This window comes from Plantibacter sp. CFBP 13570, from assembly GCF_014841395.1.
In the GTDB taxonomy this organism is placed as follows: Bacteria; Actinomycetota; Actinomycetes; order Actinomycetales; family Microbacteriaceae; genus Plantibacter; species Plantibacter auratus.
Map to the genome: position 1 here is coordinate 89223 of NZ_JACYTW010000004.1, position 24996 is coordinate 114218.

The window sequence follows — 24996 nt, forward strand, 5'->3', positions numbered from 1 at the left end:
CCGGGTGAGACCGCCTTCCCTATCGGGCGGTGCCTTCGTAGCGGGGATCGCGGGCGTAATCCTCCAGGCGGAGATCGAGCGCCTGCCGAACCTGCAGAGGTGCGTCGTCACCGATGAGCACCCGAAGGCGGCGATCATCGGCCGCGGCTACCCGCTCAAGAATCACTTCCGCAGCATCGCGTGGCGCTGTTCCGCCTGCTGGATCGTGCTGAGATGGCCAGGGGACCGTGGCCGTCGCGAACAACTCGATCCGCTGCGCGTCGTAGTCGTCTAGCGGCGAGCTGAATCGCATGCTGCCACCCGCCCAATCCGTTGCGAGGGCTCCCGGCTCGATCAGAGATACGCGGATGCCGAACCGCTCGACCTCAGCGGCCATCGCCTCACTGAACGCTTCCAGACCCCACTTGGTGGAATTGTAGAGCCCGAGCATCGGCATCGTTCCGACCGCTCCTACGCTGGAAATCTGGACGATGTGGCCGGCTCCTTGGCGACGCATGATGGGGATGACGGCCTGGCTCAGCCAGAGGGGGCCCAGCAGATTGGTGTCGATGATCGCGCGCGCGTCCTCCTCGGTCGCCTCTTCGATCGCGCCGACGAGTCCGTAGCCGGCGTTGTTCACGAGCACATCGATGCTTCCGAGCATGTCGGCCGCACGCAGCACTGTGGCCTGTGCCGCTGAGTGATCCCGCACGTCGAGGTTCAGCACCGTCAGGCGATCGCGTTCGGGTAGCGCACGCTCTCCTCTGACGGTTGCAACGACGACGTGTCCGGCTTCCAGGGCGGCGTCGACGAGGGCGCGGCCCAGGCCGCGATTGGCTCCGGTGATCATCCAGGTCTGCGGTGAACTCATATCCCCAGCGTACCGCCAAACTGGACGTTGCGTCTCGTTTGCTCGGGTATCGTATGGACATGGCTCGCGATCGAACCCGTGTGAAGGTACATGCTGCCGCGTTGTCGCTGGCGCTCGACGAGAGCGCGACCGGGGCGCTCACGATGGAGGGAATTGCTGCGCGGGCGGGCGTCAGCAAGCAGACCGTCTATCGGTCGTGGCCGTCGACCGGGGCAGTCCTGTTCGATGCGCTCCTGGCGCGCAGCGCCGACGAGAGCGGTCGCGTCTTGGTGCCGAACTCCGGCGATCTGGCGAGCGACCTCCTCACGATGGCTACGGGGATGATCGCGGAGCTGACCGACCCGGTCGAGGAGGCTTTGCTGCGCACAGTCACTGCCGACCTACAATCGGATGCAGCTCTCGCCGCGCAGTACCGAGAGCTGCTGCTGGAGCCTCAATTGAGCGCGATCTCCGCTCGGCTCGATGAGGCCGGGGTGCCTGCGCCAGGCGACGTTGCGGAGCTGTTCGTCGGACCGATCTTCTACCGCTGGTTGCTTCGCACCCGGCCGTTCGATTCGGAATGGGTCAGTGCTCACGTGGGGCGCATCATTCGGAGCTGCGAGCCGTAGCGAGCGTCCGGCCTTCGTTTGCGGCACGCTGTGGCGGCCCGTACGATCGAAGGGTGCATTTGTACTTCCTCTGACGGTTGAGTGAGGCCCACCGCGCTCGTTGAGTCATCCGAGCCAGCGGCGGCCGCTCGTTCCCGACCCCTCGCGGGTCGCCGTCACCTGCGCACCCTCCCCGCCGCTTGCGGTGTCATCGGCGCGTCGTCTCGAAGGACACGAATGCTTACCCCGACCAACCATCCACCGGCGCGCCAGCGCGCCCAACTCATCGCCTCCGACATCTCCGTGATTCGCGGAGCGACCCGTGTCCTGAACCACGTCGACCTCACCGTCACCGCTTCCTCCCGCATCGCTGTCGTCGGGGAGAACGGGCGCGGGAAGTCCACGCTGCTCCAGGTGCTCGACGGCACCCTGACTCCTGATGGAGGCACGGTGCAGCGCATCGGAACGCTCGCGGTCGCGGAACAGGAGATGTCCGCGGACGATGACCGCACCGTGGGCCAGACCATCGCGGAAGTGATCGCCGAACCGCTCGCAGCTCTGGCGTCACTCGACGAGGCCGCCCGTTCGCTCTCGGCCGGCGGGGCCGGCACTGATGAGCGTTACGCGGCCGCGTTGGAGCATGCCGAAGGGCTCGATGCCTGGGACGCCGAACGGCGGGTGCGAAGAGCGCTGAATGCCCTCGACGCTGAAACCGATCCGGCCAGGCTGCTCGGTGACCTCTCTGTGGGACAGCGGTATCGGGTGCGCCTGGCGTGCCTGCTCGGCGCGGAACATGATTTCCTGCTGCTCGATGAGCCGACGAACCACCTCGACCGATCCGGCCTCGAGTTTCTGAGCTCGCAGCTCCGAGCCCGTGCCGGCGGGGTCGTCATCGTCACGCACGATCGCGCGCTGCTCTCAGACGTGGCAGAGACCATCGTCGACCTCGACCCCACGCCTGACGGTCGAGTGCGGGTGTACGGCAACGGGTACGCCGGGTATCGCGAGGGTCGGACGGCCGAGCGGGAACGGTGGGAACAGGAGTACGACCGGCAACGAGCCGAGCAGGCTCGCCTGCAGGACAGCCTCACCTCCGCGCAGAACCGCCTTGTCTCGGGGTGGCGACCGGAGAAGGGCACGAACAAGCACGGCCGCGCGACCCGTGCGGGCGGGCTCGTACAGAGCGTCCACCGCCGACAGGAACAGCTCGAAGCGCACGCCGTGACCGTGCCGGAACCGCCCCTGCACTTCCGGTTCCCCGATCTGCCGATCAGGACAGGCGCGGCCCTGCTGAGTGCGGAGCGCGTCAGCGTCGCCGGCCGATTCGCGCAAGAGGTGTCGTTCTCACTCTCGCACCGCGGCCGCCTCGTTGTGACCGGCCTGAACGGGGCCGGCAAGTCGACCCTGCTCGCCGTGCTCGCCGGCGAGCTGCGCCCCGACACCGGTTCAGTGCGGATGCCACAGAGCGTCCGTCTCGGCTTCCTTCGACAGGAGACGGCTCTGCCGCTGCATCGGCGGGCGAGCGAGGTCTTCGCCGAGCACGCCGATGCACTGGAGGTTGCTGGGATCCTCAACGCCTCCGAAGCGATCGGGCTCTCGCAGCTCGGACTCCTCCGCGCCCGGGAGTCGAGCAAACGCATCGGCGAACTGTCGATGGGACAGCAACGCCGACTCGACCTGGCGTTGGTGCTCGCGGCGAAACCCCACGTCCTGCTGCTGGATGAGCCCACCAATCACCTGTCGATCGCGCTCGTCGACGAACTCACCGACGCCCTCAGGGCGACGCAAGCAGCCGTGGTGATCTCCACCCATGACCGGCAGCTACTCCGCGACGTCGACGACTGGCCGCCGCTGCGCCTTCACGCGATGACCGAGGGTGAGGCACAGGCATGAGCAAGAAGAATCCTGCCGCGCATCGCGCGCTGCGCCCCCTCGCCAACCGCGACTACCGACTGTTGTTCGCAGCCGTCGGTATCGAGGTCTTCGGCACCGGCATGTGGACCATCGTCATGGTGTTCCAGGTGATTTCCCTCGACGACAGTCCACTGGCGTTGTCCGCTGTAGCCACGGGGATGAGCCTCGGCCTGTTCTCGTTCTCCATCCTCGGAGGGGTCGTCGCCGACCGGTTCTCGAAACGGCGCATCATCATCACCGTGCAGGGATGCACTGCCGTGGTCATGGCCGCGGTGGCAGCCCTGTCCCTCGCCGGGACGATCGAGCTGTGGCACGTCGGGGTCGCCTCGTTCGCGATGGGCGCCGGCAGTGCGTTCTTCTACCCCGCGTACAGCGCCTATCTCCCCCAAGTGCTCCCTCCCGAGCATCTCCTCGCCGCGAACGGCCTCGAAGGAGCGCTGCGCCCCTCGCTGGGGCAAGGCCTCGGGCCTGCGCTCGGCGGGATCATCGTCGGCGCGTTCTTCCCGGCGATCGGCGCGGTGATCGTGACTGCGTCCTACACGGTCGCATTCGTCATCGTGCTCTTCCTCAGCCGACGCCACGAGACAGCCGACCCCGCGACGCCTGCCGAGAAGACGAACGCGTGGGACGACCTGCGCGCGGGCGTCCGCTACGTCTCCCATACTCGGTGGCTGCTCTGGACGCTCATCTTCGGATCATCGCTCGCGCTCATCATCCAGGGGCCGATCGAAGTTCTCTTGCCGTTCCTCACCCGCGACCGATTCGACGACGCGGAAGCGACGTTCGGAATTCTCCTGGCAGCGTTCGGAATCGGCGGTGCGGTCGGCTCGCTTGTCGTCTCCTCGTTGAGACTGCCTCGCCGCTACCTGACGTTCATGATCCTCTGCTGGGGCGGCGGAACACTCCCCCTCGTCCTGCTGGGCCTGACCGACAATCTGGCGCTGATGTCGGCAGCACTGTTCGTCGTCGGCGGAGCAACCGGGGCGGGCGTCGTCATCTGGGGCACCTTGCTGCAACGACTCGTCTCGCGGGACATGGTCGGTCGAGTCGCAAGCGTTTCGATCGCATTCATGCCCGTCTCGATTGCGATCGCAGGTCCGCTGTCGCTGATCGTCCCCGCGGAAACGATCTTCGTCGTCGCGGGAGTCGTACCGCCCGCACTGGCCCTCGTGGCACCCACCGCGGGACGGATGCGCAGCACCGAACGACAGCTACCGCTCGACGCCTGACGGTGGGCGGATGGTTCTGCTGCTGCCGGAGCTTCCTCTGGTGGGCCCTGCCGGGATCGAACCGACGACATCCAGGGTGTAAATACTCCCGTGTCGGACGGTTCCCCGTGTTTCCGGGCTTCAGTGCTCGCCCAGAGGCCCCGTTAGGCACTCGCATTGCAGAGTGAGGCGACGCCTTGGTGACGAGCCGTGATCGCGTGAGGCGCCCACTGTCACCTTCAGCGACTTCTCACGGCAGCACTCGGCCGATGCGCGCACTTTCGATGTCCCCTTCGCCGCTGGTCAGGCGATGTGGCTTCCCATCCAGCGCCATTCTGGACAGAACACCGGCCACACCCCGACCCACACGATCCTCATCGAGCTCACGAGGGGACGGTGCCGACAAGACTGCACCCGGAGCACTCGAACCAGACCAGACGAACCGCACCCAAGCTGAACGCACCGCCGGATAGCAACTACCAGATGCCCGAATGCCCGCCCCGAGGTACCGATGCATCCATTGCGTAGCTCGTGCACGACTGCGATGTCCTCGGATTTCCACCGGCACGCATCTCGTCGACGTTCAGCGGAGCGAGCCACGGCAAGCTCCATCTGACGGCAGAGTCTCCGCACTGTCTCCGCAGGCGCCTTTGGGACTTCTGTGGACGCTCGCAAATCTGATCGGACGGCGCGTGTTCGCTGGGTCTAGGCTCCGAACAGGTCATCACCCGACGAGAGCCTGCATCGGATGACTAGGGTCCGGAGAGACAGCGGGGCAAGAGTCTCCGCGCCTGAACCAAGTGGCCCGCCCTTCAGCGTTGAGCGGCGGGTCATCTGTTTCACCAGCGCCGGTGATTCTGGGCAACACGAGCGGAGCAATGATGCACATCGAACGGTGGTGGCCGAAACTCAAACCCGCCACCCGGCAGTACCTGATCGAGCACAACGGGGCTCCTCGTGCCCGCGGACGCACGAGCAGAAATCCTCAGCGTCGGCGGGCACCTCACCTCCGGTTCCTGCTGGGTGACGAGCTGGCCAGACGGCTACTACTTCCCGGCCGCGACCACACAGTGGATCGCTTCCCTGACCCGAGAAGCGACCGTCGACCCCGGCACGCTCGCATAACGCTGGAGCGGACAGGCGGCGGGGCGGCACGCCCGAACGTGCCGCCCCGAAAACCAGAGCAGCGGCACACCCGGAACCCGAATCCGTACTGGCAACACTGCCCCGGGCGGGAGCGATAGTAGGCCTGCCACACACGGGGCGCAAGGAGCTGTTGCTGCCGCGCACCAATACCGGGGACCAAGCCACCGGAGGCTACCAGCGGGTGTCCGTAGCGCTGAGAACGGCTCCTGGCCAACACGCGGGGGGCGTGTGACCAGGAACCTGCGACAGGCGGGGAGCCTGTCGCGCCCAACGTAGCTCTCAGCACACCCCAGGCCATCTGTAGACCCGTGGCGCGTGCGGCCAGATACCTGTGCCGTCAGCGTCGTCAGACCTCGAGCTGCGCGCTGGAACTCGTCGTGGCAATGGCCTGGCGGTACGCGGCGATCTTGCGTTCCAGCGCGGCCAGGTGCCGCTGGACCTCGGCCTGTCGGTCGAGGACTGCCGCGTGGTGTTGTTCGAGGAGGGCCAGTCGTTCGGCATCATCAGCGCCGGCCCGGTACGCGGCCGCGTACTCGCGCATCTCCTGGACGCTCATCCCTGTGCCGCGGAGCATCACCGTTCCGGCGAGCCAACTCAACGCAGCCGTGTCGTACCGACGCCACCCGTCCGGACCACGGCCGGGCGCGGGCGCGATGCCTTCCTTCTCGTAGTAGCGGATCGTGTCGACCGTGATGCCGAGTAACTCAGCGGCGACGCTGATCGTGACGGGCTCGTCGACCTGGACCTCGGGAAGCAGCATGCCCTGAGTCTCCCACTTGACATGGTGTGCGCACCAGGGTCGAGAGTTGGGTCGTCCGGGTCGACCCGGCGGTGAACGGAGAACACACATGCAGCTGATTCCTCTCGGCTCCCAGGGCCTCGTCACATCCGCGCTCGGACTCGGGTGTATGGGGATGAGCGCCTTCTACGGCGGCGCCACCGAAGCCGGCTCCGTCGAGACCATCCGCCGCGCACTCGACCTCGGGATCACCTTGTTCGACACGGCAGAGGCGTACGGACCGTTCACGAACGAGCAACTGCTCGGCCGGGCTCTCGGCGCCGACCGGGACCGGGTCGTCGTCGCGTCGAAGTTCGCCACAGACTTCACTGACGACGGCACCCCGATCGGCCTTGACGGGTCTCCGGAGCACGCCCGCCGCGCGATCGACCGGTCACTCGGCCACCTCGGCACCGACCACGTCGACCTCTGGTACCTGCACCGCGCCGACCCGAACGTGCCGATCGAGGACACCATCGGAGCGATGAGCGAAGCCGTCACCGCAGGCAAGGCCCGATACATCGGCGTCTCAGAAACCTCAGCAGAAACCCTGCGACGAGCGCACGCGACGTTCCCGATCACAGCGATCCAGTCCGAGTACAGCCTCTTCGAGCGTGACGCCGAACACAATGGCGTCCTCGACACCGCCTCGGAGCTCGGCATCGGGTTCGTACCGTTCTCCCCACTCGGCCGCGGGTTCCTCTCCGGCACGCTCACCCGGAAAGACGACCTGCCCGAGGGTGACGCCCGCCGGAACCTTCCCCGGTTCTCAGACGAAGCCATCGACGCGAACCTCCGCGTCGTCGACGCACTCGGGGTCATCGCCGACGAGAAGGGCGTCACCACCGCGCAGCTCGCGCTCGCGTGGCTCATCCAAGCTGGCGTCGTCCCGATTCCCGGAACCACGAAGGCGTCCCGGGTCGAGGAGAACGTCGCCGCCGCGGACGTTGTGCTCACCGCCAGCGACCTCGAACGGATCGAGACGGCCTCACCGCACGGTGTTGCCGTCGGCACCCGCAATACCGAGGCGGGGATGGCGCGAGACCGCGGCTGACCCATACGCACATCCCTGCGGCACCGACCAGGTGTCGCGGGTTGTTTCGGTGACCGATAGCCGGTCCTCGTACGGAGATCCGACTGCGGATCTCGACGCCACTCTTCCGCCGGCGCCGAGCGTCCCGCTTGCCCCGCCCGGTGAACCTGCCCGATGAGGTGACCCATCTGACTCACTCTGTGGGTCTCGGAAAGGTGCAGAGTTGCGAGACATGGTCCGTCGTCGGGCCTGGCGACCATGGGCGCGGAATCCTGGGGTGACCGTGCTCTATGCGGCGGTGCGTACGCCGCGGCAGGAGGCACGCCCGTCGTCCGAGACTACGACGTGCCATTCCGCTTCACCGGCCTGCTCCACAAGGTCGTCGTCGACATCGTGGCCGACTAGCCAGTGCAAGTCGCGTTCGAGGACGCCTCCCGGTATGCGGCCTGGGCAGGAAAGCGTCTGCCCACAGAGACGGAATGAGAGTACGCCGCCCGGGGCGGACTCGTCGGTGCACCGTACGCCTGGGGCGATGATCCGGATGTCGAGAGCCTCCTGGCGAATCACTGGAACGGGAGATTCCCGTTTCTCAACGCAGGTGCGCGTGGTTGGGTCGGTACGTCTCCCGTCGGCACCTTCCCCCGAACGATCACGGCCTCCTCGACATGATCGGCAACGTCTGGGTGTGGACCACCGACTTCTACACGGCACGCCACCTTCCTCCGGAATCGGAAGACTTCGTCTCGGGAGAAGGACGTAAGACACTGCTCGCCGCCAGCAGCGTTGAGATCGGATCGAACAGTTCGCGGCGTGTACTCAAAGTCGGCTCGCACCTGTGTGCACCCGAATACTGTCGACGGTATAGGCCAGCTGCCCGCTCCCCTCAGACCGAGGACACTGCAACGACGCACATTGGCTTCCGATGCGCACGAACGGTCGAAGGGGCGCGCACGTCGGACAACTTCGGACAAGAGCTCGGTGATCCTGTAGGGCACCCACGAAACGTTTGCTGACCAGGACACCCGCCTGGAGGTTCACCCTCGTGGTGAGGGGCTTCGTGATCGGTGGGCCCTGCCGGGATCGAACCGACGACATCCACGGTGTAAACGTGGCGCTCTACCAGCTGAGCTAAAGGCCCGCGATCGGATGGAACCATCCGATGCGACTCGTCGAGTCTAGCCGGAGTCGCCGTCGGAGCCGGAACGCTCCACAACCCGGGTCCGTGCGCATCCGCCGCGACACCGGACGATCGGTCGGGCGCGGTGACGTTCCCTGGCCGTACGATCGAGGGGATGGATACGACGATCCCCACCCCGTACGAAGACCTCCTGCGCGACACGCTCGAGCACGGCGCCACCAAAGGCGACCGCACCGGAACCGGCACGCGCAGTGTGTTCGGCCGCCAGCTCCGCTTCGACCTCTCCCAGGGCTTCCCGCTCATCACCACCAAGCGGGTGCACTGGAAGTCCATCGCCTACGAACTCCTGTGGTTCCTCCGCGGCGACGGCAACGTCCGCTGGCTGCAGGAGCACGGCGTCTCCATCTGGGACGAGTGGGCCGACGACCAGGGCGAACTCGGTCCCGTCTACGGCGTGCAGTGGCGGTCCTGGCCGACCCCCGACGGCTCGCACATCGACCAGATCTCGCAGGTCATCGACCAGCTGCGCACTGATCCGAACTCGCGCCGCATCATCGTCTCCGCCTGGAACGTCGCCGACATCCCCAACATGGCGCTCGCCCCATGCCACGCCTTCTTCCAGTTCTACGTCGCCGACGGCAGGCTCTCCTGCCAGCTCTACCAGCGCAGCGCAGACCTCTTCCTCGGCGTCCCCTTCAACATCGCCAGCTACGCGCTCCTCACCCACCTCGTCGCCGAGCAGGTCGGCCTCGAGGTCGGTGACTTCGTGTGGACCGGCGGCGACTGCCACATCTACGACAACCACGTCGAGCAGGTGACGGAGCAGCTCACGCGTGCCCCGTTCCCCTACCCGAAGCTGCGTATCAACACGAAGCGCGACAGCATCTTCGATGTGGAGTACGACGACCTCGAGATCGTCGACTACCAGCACCACCCCGCCATCCGAGCTGCCGTCGCCGTATGAGCCTGGCGCTCATCTGGGCCCAGGCCCACGACGGCGTCATCGGCGCCGATGGCGACATGCCCTGGCACGTCCCCGAAGACCTCGCGCACTTCAAGGCGCTCACCGGGTCGGATGCGGTGATCATGGGACGCCGCACGTGGGATTCACTCCCCCCACGGTTCCGTCCGCTCCCAGGACGCCCGAACATCGTCGTCACCCGCGATCACGCGTGGTCCGCCGACGGCGCGATCGTCGCGCATTCCCTGGAGGACGCGTTCGAAGCGGCACAGCTCGCCGGCAACGGTCAGGCCTGGGTCACCGGCGGCGCGGGTCTCTTCACCGAAGCGCTCGCGCTCGCCGACAGGCTCGAGGTGACCGAACTCGACCTCGACGTCGCGGGCGACACCTTCGCACCGACCATCGGCGAGGAGTGGGTGCCGGTCACGATCGACCCGGCACACGGGTGGTCGGAGTCACGAACGGGCGTCCCCTACCGGTTCATCCGCTACGAGCGTGCGCCCGAGGTCACGATCACCGGCTGAGACACCGGGCGATCCGGATCAGCCAGCGTGAGACGCGGCTCAGGCAGGCTGACGCAGCTCTTCGAGCGCAGCGCGGTAGGCCGCGAGCGAGCGAGCCTCACCCGGTGCCGTGATGAAACTCTCCCTGATGATGCCCTGCTGGTCGATGAGGAAGGTCGCACGGTTCGCGAACCCCTTCTCCTGCAGGAACACCCCATACTCCTTGGCGACCTGGCCGTGCGGCCAGAAGTCGGCGAGCAGCTGGAAGCCGTACTGCTCCTGCTCCGCCCACGCGCGCAACGTGTGCTTCGAGTCGACGGAGATGCCGACGAGCGTGACCTGGTCGTCCGTGAACAGGCTGAGGTTGTCGCGCAACTCGCACAGCTCCCCCGTGCAGGTGCCGGAGAACGCCAGCGGGAAGAAGACGAGGGCGACAGCCGAACTGCCGCGGAACTGACTCAACCTGACGAGTTCACCGAACTGGTTCGCCAGTTCGAAGTCGGGTGCCAGGGTGTCGTTCTCGAGTGCCATGAGGGTCCTTTCAGGCGGGTTCGCCTGCTCCGGATCGCCCGAGCGGTGGACGGGTCCGATCCGGTCACACATCCTAACCCCGCACCGCAGCTGCACAAACCCGGAGGGGTGCGCCGCTCGGTCACCGTTCCCTGGGGTGACCGGATAGGGTGAAAGGTGGCGCCCGCGTCCATACCCATCAGGACGCATGGAGTTCACCATCACAACCCAGGCACGATCTGCCACGAGAGAAAGGTCGACGGTGACTGTTCACGACCAGGATCCATACTCGTCCAACCACGTAGACGCCGATCCTGAGGAGACGTCCGAGTGGAATGAGTCCCTCGACGCCCTCGTCGACGAACGTGGCCGCGGTCGCGGCCGCGACATCATGCTGAGCCTCCTGAAGCGCTCGAAGGAGCTGCACCTCGGCGTGCCGATGGTGCCCACCACCGACTACATCAACACCATCGCCTCGGAGAACGAGCCCGACTTCCCGGGCGACGAGGACATCGAACGCCGCTACCGCGCCTGGATCCGCTGGAACGCGGCCATGACCGTGCACCGCGCGCAGCGCCCCGGCATCGGTGTCGGCGGGCACATCTCCACCTACGCGTCGTCGGCCGCGCTCTACGAGGTCGGCTTCAACCACTTCTTCCGCGGCCAGGACGCGCCGGGCGGTGGCGACCAGATCTACATCCAGGGCCACGCCTCCCCCGGCACCTACGCCCGCGCCTTCCTCGAGGGCCGCCTCAGCACCGACCAGCTCGACGGCTTCCGTCAGGAGAAGTCGCACGCGCCGCACGGGCTCTCCTCGTACCCGCACCCGCGCCTCATGCCGGACTTCTGGCAGTTCCCGACGGTGTCGATGGGTCTCGGCCCGATCAACGCGATCTACCAGGCGCACCTCGCCAAGTACGTCACCAACCGTGGCATCAAGGACGCCAGCGACCAGCAGGTCTGGGCCTTCCTCGGCGACGGCGAGATGGACGAGGTCGAGAGCCGCGGTCAGCTCCAGGTCGCCGCGAACGAGGGCCTCGACAACCTCAACTTCGTGATCAACTGCAACCTGCAGCGCCTCGACGGTCCCGTCCGCGGCAACGGCAAGATCATCCAGGAGCTCGAGAGCTTCTTCCGCGGCGCCGGCTGGAACGTCATCAAGGTCATCTGGGGCCGCGAGTGGGACGACCTCCTCAACCGCGACACCGACGGCGCGCTCCTCAACCTCATGAACGTCACGCCCGACGGCGACTTCCAGACGTACAAGACGGAAGACGGCGCCTACGTCCGCGAGAACTTCTTCGGCCGCGACGAGCGCGCCCTGAAGCTCGTCGAGGGCTACACCGACGACGAGGTCTGGAACCTCAAGCGCGGCGGCCACGACTACCGCAAGGTCTACGCGGCGTTCAAGGCGGCCAGCGAGCACAAGGGCCAGCCGACGGTCATCCTCGCGCACACCATCAAGGGCTACGGCCTCGGCCCGAGCTTCGAGGGCCGCAACGCGACCCACCAGATGAAGAAGATGACGCTCGACAACCTGAAGACCTTCAGGGACACGATGCGCATCCCGATCACCGACTCGCAGCTCGAAGAGAACCCCTACCTCCCGCCGTACTACCACCCGGGCGAGGACGACGAGGCGATCCAGTACCTGCACGAGCGTCGCCGCGCGCTCGGCGGCTACGTCCCCGAGCGTCGCAGCAAGTACACGCAGCTGAACCTGCCCGACGACTCCGCGTACGCGGCAGCGAAGAAGGGCTCCGGCACGCAGGAGATCGCCACCACCATGGCGTTCGTCCGACTGCTGAAGGACCTCCTCCGCGCCAAGGACTTCGGCAACCGGATCGTCCCGATCATCCCCGACGAGGCACGCACCTTCGGCATGGACGCGTTCTTCCCGAGCGCGAAGATCTACAACCCGAACGGTCAGCACTACACCTCGGTCGACCGCGAACTGCTGCTCGCCTACAAGGAGAGCCCGCAGGGTCAGATCGTGCACGTGGGCATCAACGAGGCGGGCGCCGTCGCGGCCTTCTCCGCGATCGGAACCTCGTACTCGGTGCAGGGCGAGCCGCTCATCCCGGTCTACGTCTTCTACTCGATGTTCGGCTTCCAGCGCACCGCCGACGCCATCTGGGCTGCCGGCGACCAGATGACCCGTGGCTTCATGATCGGCGCCACGGCCGGTCGCACGACGCTCACGGGTGAGGGCCTCCAGCACGCCGACGGCCACTCGCTGCTGCTCTCGTCGTCGAACCCCGCGGTCGTCAGCTACGACCCGGCCTACGGCTACGAGATCGCGCACATCGTGCGCAGCGGTATCCAGCGCATGTACGGCGGCGAGCACGAGGACCCGAACGTCATGTACTACCTCACGGTGTACAACGAGCCGATGGTCATGCCCGTCGAGCCCGAGGGCGTGGACGTCGACGGCATCGTGCGCGGTATCCACCGCATCAGCACGAGCGACAAGCAGGGCCCGAAGGCTCAGCTCATGGCCTCCGGTGTCGCGGTCCCGTGGGCGATCGAGGCGCAGCAGCTCCTCGCCGACGACTGGGGCGTCTCCGCAGACGTCTGGAGCGTCACGAGCTGGACCGAGCTCCGTCGCGACGGTCTCGCCGCAGACCAGCACAACTTCCTGCACCCGCAGGAGGAGCGTCGTGTGCCTTACGTCACGGAGAAGCTGAGCGGTGCCGCAGGCCCGTTCGTCGCCGTGACCGACCACATGCACGCCGTGCCGGACCAGATCCGTCAGTTCGTGCCTGGCGACTTCGCGACGCTGGGAGCCGACGACTTCGGCTTCTCCGACACGCGCGCCGCTGCCCGTCGCTTCTTCAAGATCGACGGCCCGTCGCTCGTCGTCCGCACCCTCCAGCAGCTCGCTGCTCGGGGTGAGGTCGACGCGAGCCTCCCGCAGCAGGCGATCGACCGCTACCGCCTCCACGACGTGAACGCCGGCAACACCGGTAACGCGGGTGGCGAGAGCTGATTCCATCGCTACCACGGTGACGAAGACGAAGACGAAGGCCGAGACACTCGACTGGCTCCGCCGGATCTCGGGTGAGCTCGCGACCGCGACGCTCAAACGCCTCGAGGACACCCTTCCCTGGTACGCCGAGATGCCACCAGGCCGCCGCTCAGCGGTCGGCCTGGTGGCCCAGGCGGGCATCAGTTCGTTCATCTCGTGGTTCGACGATCCCCGGTCGACGCCGTGGATCGCGGCCGACGTGTTCGGGGCGGCTCCTCGCGAGCTGCTCCGTTCCGTCAGCCTGCAGCAGACGCTGCAACTCATCAAGGTCACCGTCGAGGTCGTCGAGGAACGCGTCGCGTCCGGAAGCGTCGACCTCCGCGAGGCGATCCTCCTCTACTCACGCGACATCGCGTTCGCCTCGGCCGACGTGTACGCCCGTGCGGCCGAAGCCCGCGGACTCTGGGACGCCCGCCTCGAGGCCCTCGTCGTCGACTCGATCCTCAGTGGCGAGGCCGACGACGAGCTACCGAGCCGGATCGCCGCTCTCGGGTGGCACGGTCACGGCGAGGCCTGCGTCCTGGTCGGGACGACCCCACGGGTGCTCGATGTCGACATGCTCCGCCGGACCGCCCGCCACCTCGACGCCGACGTCCTCATCGGCGTCCAGGGCAACCGGCTCGTGCTCGTCCTGGGTCGCGCCGAGCTGCCCGGCACCGAGCCCGGAGACGGCGAGCCCGTCGACGAGGCCGAACAGGCCGCCGCGGACGCCCGCACCAGCTCACAACTCACGTTCCTCGACATCGCCGCCAAGCTCGAGCACGGCTTCGGGCCGGGGCACCTGGTGCTCGGTCACGCCGTGCCCTCCCTCATCGAGGCGTCGCGCAGCGCGAAGGCTGCACTGGCCGGCTTCGCCGTGGCGAAGTCCTGGCGACACGCGCCACGTCCGGTCGCCGCGGACGACCTCCTTCCGGAACGCGCCCTCGCCGGCGACAACCTCGCGAAGACCACGCTCATCGAGCGGGTCTACCGCCCGCTCAAGGACTACTCCGGCGAGCTCGTGACGACGCTCTGGTGCTACCTCGACAACGGCCGCTCGCTCGAAGCGACCGCGCGCGAGCTGTTCGTGCACCCCAACACGGTCCGGTACCGCCTCAAGCGGGTCTCCGAGGTCATCGGCTGGGACGCGACCGGTGCCCGCGAGTCGCTCATCCTGCAGGCGGCGCTCATCCTCGGTGCCATCGCTGAGCCTGAGCCGTCCCGACGTCGGCTGACCTCCTGACGCTCGCTGGGCCGTTCGACCGGTCGGTTTTGTGGACTCCACACAACACTTTTTCCAAAGGTTCGTGGTGTTGCTCCACTGCTGGGCGTCCTCCGGTTGGCAGACTAGAGCGGTGATCGTCATCGCCTGCCCTGGACAGGGCTCCCAAACCCCCGGCTTCCTCGACCCCTGGTTGCAGGACGCCTCCGCGAAGGACGCGCTCGCGCGCTTCTCCGACGAAGCCGGACTCGACCTCGTCAAGCACGGCACCGTCTCCGACGCCGACACCATCCGCGACACCGCGGTGGCCCAGCCGCTCATCGTCGCGGCCGGCATCGTCGCCTTGGACGCCCTGCGCAAGGCCCTCCCCGCCGACGCCGCGCCGTTCGGCGGCATCGCCGGACACTCCGTCGGCGAGATCACCGCGGCCTACGGCGCCGGCATCCTCTCGGACAGCGACGCGATGAGCTTCGTGAGCGAACGCGCCGTAGCAATGGCCGAAGCCGCAGCCACCACCCCGACGGGCATGAGTGCCGTCCTCGGCGGCGACCAGGACGCCGTCGTCGCGCACGTCCGCTCATTCGGGCTGGAGCCCGCCAATTACAACGGCGGCGGCCAGATCGTCGTCGCCGGCGCGCACGACGCCCTCGCCCGCCTCGCCGACGAGCCGCTCAAGGGCACGCGGGTGATCCCGCTGCAGGTCGCCGGCGCCTTCCACACGAGCTACATGCAGTCGGCCCGCGACTGGCTGGCCGGGGCGAGCCGCACGGTCGAGCCCCAGGACCCGACGCTCCGCATCTGGACGAACCACGACGGCACCGAAGTCACCTCGGGTACGGCGTTCTTCGACCTCCTCATCGGTCAGGTCGCCTCCCCGGTACGCTGGGACCTGTGCATGGACGCGTTCAGCGCCGCAGGGATCACCGGACTCATCGAGCTCGCCCCCGCCGGGGCGCTCACCGGACTCGCACGTCGCGGCCTGAAGGGCGTGCCGACGGTCGCCATCAAGACCCCCGACGACCTGCCGGCAGCCCTCGACCTCATCGCCCAGCAGTAGCGCAGACGGAGAACCAGTCAATGACCACCCCCACCCTCAAGCAGTCGCGCGGTCCCGAGTTCACCCGCATCCTCGGCCTCGGCGCAGCTCGCGGAGACCTCAGCGTCCCGAACGACGACCTCGTCGGTCCGATCAACTCGTCCGACGAGTGGATCCAGCAGCGCACCGGCATCGTCACCCGCACGCGGGCGTCGGCCGACGTCAGCGCCGTCGACCTCGCAGCCGAAGCCGGCGCCGAGGCCATCGCGGCCGCGGGCATCTCGCCCGACCAGGTCGACCTCGTCCTCATCGCGACGATCAGCAACGTCCAGCAGTCCCCGTCGATGGCGGCCGTCGTGGCCGACCGCGTGGGCGCGAACCCCGCTGCCGCGTACGACCTCAACGCCGCATGTGCCGGATACGCCTACGCGATCGCCCAGGCCGATGCCCTCATCCGATCGGGCGCGGCCCACTACGCGCTCGTCATCGGCGCCGAGAAGCTGTCCGACATCGTCGACCCGACCGACCGGTCGATCTCGTTCCTCCTCGGCGACGGTGCAGGCGCGGCCGTCGTCGGTCCGAGCGACTTCCCCGGCATCTCCCCCACCGTGTGGGGATCCGACGGCTCGAAGGCCGACGCCGTCGGCATGAGCGGTACGCTCACCGAGTTCCGCGACGGCACGGCCGCCTGGCCGACCCTGCGCCAGGAGGGCCAGACGGTCTTCCGGTGGGCGGTCTGGGAGATGGCCAAGGTCGCCAAGCAGGCACTCGAGGAAGCGGGCGTCGAAGCCTCCGACCTCGCGGCCTTCATCCCCCACCAGGCCAACATGCGCATCGTCGACGAGTTCGCCAAGCAGCTCAAGCTGCCGGAGACCGTCGTCATCGCGCGCGACATCGAGACCACCGGCAACACCTCGGCGGCGTCCATCCCGCTCGCCACCCACCGGCTCCTCCAGGGGCACCCCGAGCTCAGCGGCGGCCTCGCCCTGCAGATCGGATTCGGTGCCGGACTGGTCTTCGGCGCTCAGGTCGTCGTCCTGCCGTAGCAGGACGCCCGACGCGACTACACTCGACTACGGTCAAACCTCACCCAAGGAGTAGAACAATGGCACTGTCCACCGAAGAAGTCCTCGCCGGCCTGGCCGAGCTGATCAACGACGAGACCGGCATCGCGACCGACACCGTCGAGCTGGACAAGTCGTTCACCGACGACCTCGACATCGACTCGATCTCCATGATGACCATCGTCGTCAACGCGGAGGAGAAGTTCGACGTGAAGATCCCGGACGAAGAAGTCAAGAACCTGAAGACCGTCGGCGACGCCGTCGACTTCATCGTCAAGGCTCAGGGCTAGTCCCAGCGCAGTGCTGAAGGGTCGGCCGGCAGTTGGCCGACCGGCCCTTCAGCGTTCGAGGCGGCTCGTCCGTCCGGACACGGGCTCGACCGCCGCAGGGCTCGGACCCCCTCGTCGTCTCCACAGAAGGTTTGACTGAATGACCACCAAACGCATCGTCATCACCGGCATCGGTGCCACCACTCCCCTCGGCGGCAACGCCACCGACTCCTGGGACAACCTCCTCGCCGGCAAGAGCGGTGCAAGCCGTCTCGAGCAGCCATGGGCCGAAGAGCTCGAGCTGCCCGTACGCTTCGCCGCACAGGCCGCCGTCCCCACCGCGGACATCCTCGACCGTCGTGAGGTCAAGCGACTCGACCCGTCGAGCCAGTTCGCCCTGATCGCCGCGCGCGAGGCCTGGCAGGACGCCGGCGCCCCCGAGGTCGATCCGGAGCGACTCCTCGTCGACTGGGCCACCGGCATCGGCGGCGTGTGGACGCTCCTCGACGCCTGGGACACCCTGCGCGAGAAGGGCCCCCGCCGCGTCCTCCCCATGACCGTCCCGATGCTCATGCCGAACGGCCCGGCAGCGGCGATCGGCATGGACCTCGGCGCCCGCGGTGGAGAGCGCACCGTCGTCTCCGCTTGTGCGTCAAGCACCGAGTCGCTCGCCAACGCCTACGACCACCTCCAGGCCGGCCTCGCCGACATCGTCGTGGCCGGTGGCTCCGAAGCCGCCATCCACCCGCTCCCGCTCGCGTCCTTCGCGGCCATGCAGGCGTTGTCCAAGCGCAACGACGACCCCGCCATCGCCTCGCGTCCCTACGACGTCGACCGCGACGGATTCGTCCTCGGTGAGGGTGCGGCAGCGCTCATCGTCGAGACCGAGGAGCACGCCAAGGCCCGTGGCGCCCGCATCTACGCCGAGCTCCTCGGTGGTGCGGTGACGAGCGACGCGTACCACATCACCGCTCCCGACCCCGAGGGTTCGGCTGCTGCCCGCGCCATGCGTGCGGCCGTCGAGAACGGCGGCGCGTCGCTCGACGACGTCGTGCACGTCAACGCACACGCCACGAGCACCCCCGTCGGCGACATCGCGGAGTACAACGCACTGCGTCGGGTCTTCGGTGCCCACCTCGACGACATCGCCGTGACGGCCACCAAGGCCTCGACCGGCCACCTCCTCGGTGGCGCGGGCGCCATCGAAGCGGCCTACACGGCGCTCGCCCTGCACCACCGGGTCATCCCGCCGACCATCAACCTCGACAACCAGGACCCGGAGATCCCGCTCGACGTCGTCACGACGCCGCGTGAGCTCGGGTCCGGCGACCTGCTCGCCATCAGCAACTCGTTCGGGTTCGGCGGCCACAACGCGGTCGTCGCGTTCCGGAGCTACTGAGCCGTCCGCGACGGAGACGACGACGGGTCGTGGTGCATGCACCACGACCCGTCGTCGTCTACTGACCAGGGTGCCGCCGTTTCGTCACCTCGTGTCTGCCGGGAGTGTCACCGACCTCGCACGGTCCACGCCACGTGGGCACCCTGTCGTCTGTGAAGTTGTCTCGCGTGCGCGGTGCCGCCGCGCCGGCGGGGCCGGATCAGCCCACGTTGTGCAGCCAGATGACGGAGGACCCGTCGCCGGCGTGACGGAACGGCTCGAGTTCGTCGTCCCACGGCTGTCCGAGCGCGACGCGGAGTTCGCGCTGGAGTTCGGCGGCGTTCCCGGCACCGACCTCCATGGCGTACCGGATGCGATCCTCCGGGACGACGACGTTGCCGATGCTGTCGGTCTGCGCGTAGAAGATCCCGAGGTCGGGTGTGTGCATCCAACGGGCACCGTCGACGCCCTGGGCCGGGTCTTCACTCACCTCGTAGCGGAGGTGCTCCCAGCCGCGCAGGGCTGAGGCGAGGGCGGCACCGGTGCCGTGCGGGCCTTCCCAGAAGACCTCGGCACGCTGCGCACCGCGGAGGATCGGCTGATCTTCCCAGTCGAAACTGATGGCACGACCAAGAGCGCGACCTGCCGCCCATTCGAGGTGCGGGCAGAGCGCGCGAGGCGACGAGTGCACGAACAGCACACCCTTCGTCATCGGTGTCGACATGATTCCTCCACTGCGTCCGGGTGCGTCTTCCCCAACGACCCATGCAGTGTGATCCATGTCGGTGTCCGGCTGACCGGACCTCCGTGTATGCAGTTGTTCGACTCGCGCCGATACGAGCATTATGCCCCATGACCTGGAGGAATGACAACCGTGTCGTTCCCAGTACGCTGGATCGGGAGCCGGCCCGGACTGACGGCCCTCCAGGATGGAGCGGTGATGCACGAGGCCCTCGCGATCGACATCGGCGGCACGAAGGTCGAAGCGGCCGTCGTCGATGCCGAGGGACGGATCCTGCCCGGCACCCGGTTCCGCGGTCCGACGGGCGCCGCGGCCACCCGCGAGGAACTCGTGGCGTCGATCCTCCAGACCGCCGAACGGAGCATCGCGGCCCATGGCAGGCCGGTGTCCGGCGTCGGGATCGGTTCGGCGGGCCCCATCGGCAGGACCGACGGTACCGTCTCGCCGATCAACCTCCCCCGACTCGCCGACTTCCCCGTCGTGGCGGAGCTCCGGTGCTTCACGTCCGGTCCGGTGGAACTCCGACTCGACGGCACCTGCATCGCCCTGGCCGAGCACTGGCAGGGCGCACTCCGCGGAACCGAGAACAGCATGGGCATCGTCGTCTCCACCGGGATCGGTGGCGGAATCATCCTCGGATCCCGACTCGTCCCCGGCACCTCGGGCAACGCCGGCCACCTCGGCCAGATGCAGCTCCGCCGACGCGAACCGGATGCTGTCGGCACACCCTGGACGTTGGAGGGCATCGCGTCGGGGACCGCGACGGTCGCCTGGGCGCGCGCCCAGGGATGGACCGGCACGACGGGCGAACAGCTCGGGGCCGACTACGCAGCTGGAACGGAGATCGCGATCCGCGCCGTCCGACGTTCCGCCGAGGCGGTCGGCGAAGCCCTCGGCAGCATCACGACCCTGCTCGACCTGGAACGCGTCGCGATCGGAGGCGGCTTCTCGCGGGTCTCCCCCGACTACCTCGACCTCGTCCAAGCGGCTGCGACCGCGGCTGCGCTGCACGCCTACGCCCGGGAACTCCGCGTGGTCCCGGCCGGGCTGGACGCCGACGGCCCGCTCATCGGTGCTGCCGCCCTCGTCCTCGCGGACTGAACGCGCACGTCCCGGTCCTGAGCGACCCCACCGGTCCCTGAGCCGCCCCATCCTGGTCCCTGAGCCGCCCCACCCCGGTCCCTGAGCCTGTCGAAGGGCGCCCTTCGACAAGCTCAGGGGCCGGAACCAAGGCTGGTGGACCGGATATCGGTAGGGCGGGTGGGACTTGAACCCACGCATCGTTCGGTTATGAGCCGAATGCCTTCACCAGCTTGGCTACCGCCCCGTGCGGAACCCAGTGTACCGAGTGGCCCGCCGGGCGGGAGTCAGTCGCGGGATTCCTGGCGGTCTGCGGTCGCCGTGTGACGCTCGGTCGTCGGGTCGACGACCTGCTCGCCGCGGTAGAGCGCTTCGAAGGTGTCGAGCGTGCGCTCGATGTCGTGTGCGGAGACGAGCTCCAACGAGGCGTCCTGCATCCGGCGGTACTCCTCGGGCGAGGCGCTGAGTACCGTCGCGAGCCGCTCGGCCAGTGCGTCGACGTTGCCCGGCTCGAACAGGTACCCGTTGACCTGATCGTGCACGAGGTGGGGCAGCGCCATGGCATCGGCCGCGACCACCGGGAGACCGGAGGCCATGGCCTCCATCGTCGCGATGCTCTGCAGCTCCGCGATGGACGGCATCGCGAAGACGGTGGCGTTCGTGTAGGCCTGCTTCACCTCATCGTCGGACACCTTGCCGAGGAATCGGACGCGGTCGCCGATGCCGAGCTGCTGGGTCAGCTGCTCGAGGTTCTTCGCCTGGTCGCCGCCACCGATGACGTCGACGTGGGCGTCGAGTTCCTTCGGGAGTTTCGTGAGCGCGCGCAGGAGCACGTCGATCTGCTTCTCGCTCGTGATGCGACCCACGAAGAGGATGGTGTTGCGCTTCCGCGGTTCGAACGACGGCGTGTACTGTCCGGCCTCGATCCCGCAGGAGATCGCGTGCACACCGGTCAGGCCCGTGAACTGCTCCAGGAAGTCGGCGGCCTTGCGCGTCGGGGTCGTCACGGCGAAGGCACGATCGAAGACGCGACGGGCGGCAGCCCACTGCGTCCGGACGAGCCACTCCTGGGTGCGCTTGGGGATGACGGTGAAGTCGAGGATGTTGTCGGGCATGATGTGGTTCGTCGCCACCATGCGGATGCCGCGTTGCTCGGCCTCGATCGAGAGGCCACGGCCCACCACGATGTGCGACTGCAGGTGCACGACGTCGGGCTTCACGCGGTCGAGGATCTTCCGGGCGTTCCGTCGCATCGACCACGGCATCGCGAAGCGCAGCCAGTCGTGCGGGTACCACCGGAGACTGAAGAGGCGGTGCGCCGTCATCGTCTGACCCTCGTGGGTCTCCTTCCACGTGCCGAACTTGCGCGAGCCGGCGGGCGCCACGATGTGGACGTCGTGGCCTCGGCGGACGAGTCCGGCCGCGAGGCGTTCGGCGAAGCGTGCGGCGCCGTTCACGTCGGGCGAGAAGGTGTCGGCACCGATGACCACCCGCAGCGGCTTGTGGGTGTCGGCGCTCGGCGTCGTGCTGGACGCCTTCGCGAGGTGCTGGTCGTCGGGAGAAGTCAAGGTATCGGTGATTCCTCTGTGCTTGGCCAGTGATGTGAGGGGGTGCGGGCGGTCGCTCACGACCCTGATGCGGCGCGGAACGCCATGCTCAAGCATACCTGCAGCCCGTTCGGGCTCCAGGGCTCAGGCGGGCGCGTCGCCGGTCGCGAGGGCCTTCGCGGCTGCTGCGGCCGCCGGCGTCTGGCTCACCTGTGGGTGATGGCGAGCGAGCTGGAAGACTCCCCACACGGCGATCGCGCCGGCCACGACGAAGCCGAAGCCAGCCCAGAACGGTGCGTTGCTCGCCTCCCCCAGCACGATGATGCCGATGCCGACCGCGATCATCGGATCGATGACGGTGAGGCCCGCGATGACCAGGTCGGGCGGCCCCGAGGAGTAGGCGGTCTGCACGAAGTAGCCGCCGAGCGCACTCGCGGCGACGAGGCCGAGCCCGCAGAGGACCGTGAGCCAGTCGAACTCGCCCTGCTGCAGCCGTCCGATGATGACCTTGGCGAGCGTCGCGACGAAGCCGTAGAGCACGCCGGTCCCGACGATGTAGAAGATGGCCGTGAAGCGGGAACGGAACACCATGAAACCGAGTCCGAACACGACGAGCACGACGCCGAGCATCACCAGGATCGTGACGAGCTCGGCCTCGGTGATCCGGTGCTCGCCCGTGAAGACCGCCGCGATCGTCACGAACAGACCGACGCCGCCGACGCAGGCGACGATCGCGACGACCGATCGACGGTTCAACCGGACGCCGCTGATCCTGCTGTTCACCACCGCGGTGATGACGAGCGCGACCGCACCCAACGGCTGGACGAGGGTGATCGGTGCGAGGGACAGACTGCCGAGCTGGAGCACGATCGCGAGCCCGAGCATCACCGTTCCGGTCACCCAGGACGGCCGACTGAGCAGCGCCAGGAGCTGAGCGACGTTGAGCCCCGACGTCGCGTCGGTGCCGCTCGACGACTCGACCTTGGCCACGCCCCGGTGCTGCAGCTGCGCGCCGAGCGAGAGGAAGACAGCGCCGAGGAGCGCGAACGGGATACCGAGGAGCTGCGAGGGGTTGCGGGTGAAGTCGTCCGCGAGGTCGGCGATGTCGATGGCGGAGTGGATCACCCGTCGAGGGTACCCCGCGGTCCCGCTGATCCCGGCGCGGCAGGCCGAGCCCAGCGGATAGGCTCGAGCAATGGCAATTCTCGAGATCCACGTGACCGGTGACCCGGTGCTCCACTCCGTCGCCCGGCCGGTCACCACGGTGGACGACGACCTCCGACGGCTCGTCGCCGACATGTACGAGACCATGGACCTCGCTCCCGGCGTCGGACTCGCGGCCCCGCAGGTCGGCGTCCCGCTCCGCCTCTTCGTCTACAGCTACGAGGACGACGACGGCCAGCCGTGGCGTGGCGTCGCGATCAACCCGGTGCTGTGGATCAGTCCCCCGCCGGTGGGCGAGCTCGACGAGGAGGCCGAGTCGGAGGGCTGCCTCTCCGTCCCCGGCGAGCGGCACCCGCTCCGTCGCGCGGAAGCAGCCATGCTCACCGGGACCGACCTCGAGGGCGACCCGGTCGAGCTGCGGGTCGTCGGCTGGCGCGCACGCATCCTGCAGCACGAGTTCGACCACCTCAACGGTGTGCTCTACGTGGACCGCTTGGAACTGCCGCACTCGCGCCGAGCGGCGAAGGCGATCCGCAAGGCTGGCTGGGGCGTCCCCGGGATCTCCTGGCTGCCGGGTCGCGACGACCTCGAGGGCTGAACCAGCTCGACGGAGACGACGCCGGCACCATCGGCACGGTGTCCCCTCGACAGGCGCAGGGTGTCCGGACATGCAACGAGGCCCGAAGAGTGGAGTCTTCGGGCCTCGTTGCCTAGTCTACGGCGTCCTTGCCGGTTTCGTGAAACCGGCCGCCAACGACGAATCCCCCGGTCCGTATGGACCGAGGGATTCTGTGCAGCTCCTCGAGTTGGACTCGAACCAACAACCTATCGATTAACAGTCGATTGCTCTGCCAATTGAGCTATCGAGGAATACGTGCTTCGACCGGCCGGACGAATCCGGCCTCTGCGTTGCAGCGCGTATCTACTGTAGCAAAGGATTCGCAGACTCCAAATCGACACGCGATCAATCGATGCCGACGGCCTCGGGCGTCTCGTACTGGGTCTCGGTGCCGCCCGACTGGGCGAGCGCCGCGAGGAACTCGTGCGGCGGATCGGCGAGCATCGCGTCGATCGGGCCGTAGCCCACGACCCGTGACTGGTGGAGCGCCAGGACGTCGTCGGTCACCTCGCGGAGCATGGCGAGGTCGTGTGTCACGACGATGACCGTGCCGCCGTCGCGTCGGAACCCGTCGAGCAACTCGGTCACCGTGTGCCGGACCGTGATGTCGATGCCGGCCGTCGGTTCGTCGGCGATGAACACCTTCGGGCCGAGGACGAGGGCGCGCGCGATGGCGATGCGCTGTCGCTGACCACCGCTCAGCTCGTAGGGGTACTTGTCGAGGCTGGAGAGGGGCATCTGCACGGCGTCCAGCAGTGTGGCGACCCGGACGCCGAGCGCCTGCTCGCTGAACTTCTTGTCGCGAGCGAGCACGGGTTCGGAGATGAGCTCCGTGACGGTGAGTTCGGGCTTCAGGTGCGCACCGGCCTCCTGCTCGAGCAGCGACACCTCGAACGTGAGTTTCGTGAGTTCTTTGCGGCCCACCTTGCGCATGGAGCGACCGAGCGTGCTCGCGTCGCCGCCGGACACGAACGGACGTGAGTCCGCTCCGGTCAGGTGGCGTCCGGACAGTACCCGCAGGAGCGTGCTCTTCCCCGAGCCCGAGCTGCCGATGACCCCGAGCGAGCCGCCGACGGGCAGCTCGAAGCTGATGCCGTCCAGGGCTCGATTGCTCGGGCTCACGCCGTGCGCGGCGTAGTCGACGCTCAGATCACTCGCCCGGACCGCCGGTCCGTCCTGCTCTGGGTGCTTCATGAGACCTCTCCTTCCGGTGCACGGGGAGCCACCGGATCGCCATCGA

The 24996-nt window shown here is 67.9% G+C and carries 23 protein-coding genes, 3 tRNA genes and 1 pseudogene; 17 read left to right on the forward strand and 10 right to left on the reverse strand.

Translation table 11 applies throughout. The features are described from left to right. Positions 1-19: 19 nt before the first annotated feature. Complete coding sequence (locus tag IFT89_RS02720; RefSeq protein ID WP_244650552.1) at positions 20-850, reverse strand: SDR family NAD(P)-dependent oxidoreductase; 831 nt, start codon at positions 848-850, stop codon at positions 20-22. Positions 851-909: 59 nt separating this feature from the next. Here IFT89_RS02720 and IFT89_RS02725 point away from each other — a divergent pair, with 59 nt between their 5' ends. The 4 genes from IFT89_RS02725 (at position 910) to IFT89_RS02740 (ending at position 5684) form a co-directional block, all read left to right on the forward strand. Continuing rightward, on the forward strand, positions 910-1458 hold the full coding sequence (locus IFT89_RS02725; RefSeq protein ID WP_202938147.1) for a TetR/AcrR family transcriptional regulator: 549 nt from the start codon (positions 910-912) through the stop codon (positions 1456-1458). 216 nt (positions 1459-1674) lie between these two features. Then, positions 1675-3330: an ABC-F family ATP-binding cassette domain-containing protein gene (locus IFT89_RS02730; RefSeq protein ID WP_202938148.1), complete on the forward strand. Its 1656-nt coding sequence runs from the start codon at positions 1675-1677 to the stop codon at positions 3328-3330. Continuing rightward, entirely contained in the window at positions 3327-4580 is a 1254-nt protein-coding gene (locus tag IFT89_RS02735) for an MFS transporter (RefSeq protein WP_202938149.1), read from the forward strand. The genes IFT89_RS02730 and IFT89_RS02735 overlap by 4 nt, the downstream gene beginning before the upstream one ends. Before the next feature lie 936 nt (positions 4581-5516). After that, complete coding sequence (locus IFT89_RS02740; RefSeq protein ID WP_202938150.1) at positions 5517-5684, forward strand: hypothetical protein; 168 nt, start codon at positions 5517-5519, stop codon at positions 5682-5684. Between the two features lie 367 nt (positions 5685-6051). Here IFT89_RS02740 and IFT89_RS02745 read toward each other — a convergent pair whose 3' ends face one another. Continuing rightward, on the reverse strand, positions 6052-6465 hold the full coding sequence (locus IFT89_RS02745) for a MerR family transcriptional regulator (protein WP_202938151.1): 414 nt from the start codon (positions 6463-6465) through the stop codon (positions 6052-6054). An 88-nt stretch (positions 6466-6553) separates the two neighbouring features. Between IFT89_RS02745 and IFT89_RS02750 the strand changes: the two genes are divergently transcribed. From IFT89_RS02750 to IFT89_RS02760, 3 genes and pseudogenes are all read left to right on the forward strand, one after another. After that, on the forward strand, positions 6554-7537 hold the full coding sequence (locus IFT89_RS02750; RefSeq protein WP_202938152.1) for an aldo/keto reductase: 984 nt from the start codon (positions 6554-6556) through the stop codon (positions 7535-7537). Between the two features lie 237 nt (positions 7538-7774). Beyond that, positions 7775-7921, forward strand: a complete 147-nt coding sequence (locus tag IFT89_RS20095) for a hypothetical protein (protein ID WP_202938153.1) — start codon at positions 7775-7777, stop codon at positions 7919-7921. A 3-nt stretch (positions 7922-7924) separates the two neighbouring features. After that, positions 7925-8529, forward strand: a pseudogene (locus IFT89_RS02760) (SUMF1/EgtB/PvdO family nonheme iron enzyme). Between the two features lie 52 nt (positions 8530-8581). On the opposite strand, the gene IFT89_RS02765 reads toward IFT89_RS02760, so the two are convergent. After that, a tRNA-Val gene (locus IFT89_RS02765) sits at positions 8582-8654 on the reverse strand. Positions 8655-8808: 154 nt separating this feature from the next. Between IFT89_RS02765 and IFT89_RS02770 the strand changes: the two genes are divergently transcribed. Both IFT89_RS02770 and IFT89_RS02775 read left to right on the forward strand, forming a co-directional pair. Beyond that, positions 8809-9618 carry a thymidylate synthase gene (locus tag IFT89_RS02770; RefSeq protein WP_202938154.1) on the forward strand — a complete coding sequence of 270 codons (810 nt, stop codon included), beginning with the start codon at positions 8809-8811 and terminating at the stop codon, positions 9616-9618. Beyond that, positions 9615-10139, forward strand: coding sequence for a dihydrofolate reductase (locus tag IFT89_RS02775; protein WP_137241785.1), 525 nt, complete (start codon positions 9615-9617; stop codon positions 10137-10139). The genes IFT89_RS02770 and IFT89_RS02775 overlap by 4 nt, the downstream gene beginning before the upstream one ends. Positions 10140-10178: 39 nt before the next feature. Here IFT89_RS02775 and IFT89_RS02780 read toward each other — a convergent pair whose 3' ends face one another. Continuing rightward, positions 10179-10649, reverse strand: a complete 471-nt coding sequence (locus IFT89_RS02780) for a peroxiredoxin (RefSeq protein ID WP_064293656.1) — start codon at positions 10647-10649, stop codon at positions 10179-10181. 241 nt (positions 10650-10890) lie between these two features. Here IFT89_RS02780 and aceE point away from each other — a divergent pair, with 241 nt between their 5' ends. The 6 genes from aceE to IFT89_RS02810 all read left to right on the forward strand — a co-directional run bounded on the left by aceE (position 10891) and on the right by IFT89_RS02810 (position 18625). After that, a complete protein-coding gene (gene aceE / locus IFT89_RS02785; protein WP_085510736.1) occupies positions 10891-13617 on the forward strand; it encodes a pyruvate dehydrogenase (acetyl-transferring), homodimeric type in 2727 nt (908 codons plus the stop codon). 16 nt (positions 13618-13633) lie between these two features. Then, the gene (locus tag IFT89_RS02790; protein WP_202938155.1) at positions 13634-14878 is read left to right on the forward strand and encodes a PucR family transcriptional regulator; all 1245 of its coding nucleotides are present in this window, start codon (positions 13634-13636) and stop codon (positions 14876-14878) included. Positions 14879-14990: 112 nt separating this feature from the next. Next, complete coding sequence (locus IFT89_RS02795; protein WP_085510735.1) at positions 14991-15914, forward strand: ACP S-malonyltransferase; 924 nt, start codon at positions 14991-14993, stop codon at positions 15912-15914. 20 nt (positions 15915-15934) lie between these two features. Continuing rightward, positions 15935-16939 (forward strand): beta-ketoacyl-ACP synthase III, encoded by a 1005-nt coding sequence (locus tag IFT89_RS02800; protein ID WP_202938156.1) that lies wholly within the window; start codon positions 15935-15937, stop codon positions 16937-16939. 59 nt (positions 16940-16998) lie between these two features. Further along, a complete protein-coding gene (locus IFT89_RS02805; RefSeq protein ID WP_056006457.1) occupies positions 16999-17247 on the forward strand; it encodes an acyl carrier protein in 249 nt (82 codons plus the stop codon). A 139-nt stretch (positions 17248-17386) separates the two neighbouring features. Then, entirely contained in the window at positions 17387-18625 is a 1239-nt protein-coding gene (locus IFT89_RS02810; protein WP_071260783.1) for a beta-ketoacyl-[acyl-carrier-protein] synthase family protein, read from the forward strand. Between the two features lie 199 nt (positions 18626-18824). Here the strand turns inward: IFT89_RS02810 and IFT89_RS02815 are convergent, their stop codons facing one another. Beyond that, positions 18825-19328, reverse strand: a complete 504-nt coding sequence (locus IFT89_RS02815; RefSeq protein WP_064293650.1) for a DUF3145 domain-containing protein — start codon at positions 19326-19328, stop codon at positions 18825-18827. Positions 19329-19478: 150 nt separating this feature from the next. Here IFT89_RS02815 and IFT89_RS02820 point away from each other — a divergent pair, with 150 nt between their 5' ends. After that, entirely contained in the window at positions 19479-20447 is a 969-nt protein-coding gene (locus tag IFT89_RS02820; RefSeq protein WP_307783402.1) for an ROK family protein, read from the forward strand. 151 nt (positions 20448-20598) lie between these two features. Here the strand turns inward: IFT89_RS02820 and IFT89_RS02825 are convergent. The 3 genes from IFT89_RS02825 to IFT89_RS02835 form a co-directional block, all read right to left on the reverse strand. Then, a tRNA-Ile gene (locus tag IFT89_RS02825) sits at positions 20599-20673 on the reverse strand. A 40-nt stretch (positions 20674-20713) separates the two neighbouring features. Further along, on the reverse strand, positions 20714-21994 hold the full coding sequence (locus IFT89_RS02830; RefSeq protein ID WP_369821876.1) for a glycosyltransferase: 1281 nt from the start codon (positions 21992-21994) through the stop codon (positions 20714-20716). Between the two features lie 123 nt (positions 21995-22117). Continuing rightward, positions 22118-23098: a DMT family transporter gene (locus IFT89_RS02835; RefSeq protein ID WP_229939903.1), complete on the reverse strand. Its 981-nt coding sequence runs from the start codon at positions 23096-23098 to the stop codon at positions 22118-22120. 70 nt (positions 23099-23168) lie between these two features. Here IFT89_RS02835 and def point away from each other — a divergent pair, with 70 nt between their 5' ends. Continuing rightward, on the forward strand, positions 23169-23735 hold the full coding sequence (def, locus tag IFT89_RS02840; protein WP_192018048.1) for a peptide deformylase: 567 nt from the start codon (positions 23169-23171) through the stop codon (positions 23733-23735). A gap of 199 nt (positions 23736-23934) precedes the next feature. Here def and IFT89_RS02845 read toward each other — a convergent pair. Beyond that, positions 23935-24007, reverse strand: a tRNA-Asn gene (locus IFT89_RS02845). A 94-nt stretch (positions 24008-24101) separates the two neighbouring features. Next, on the reverse strand, positions 24102-24950 hold the full coding sequence (locus tag IFT89_RS02850; RefSeq protein WP_079705766.1) for an ATP-binding cassette domain-containing protein: 849 nt from the start codon (positions 24948-24950) through the stop codon (positions 24102-24104). Positions 24951-24996: the final 46 nt, after the last annotated feature.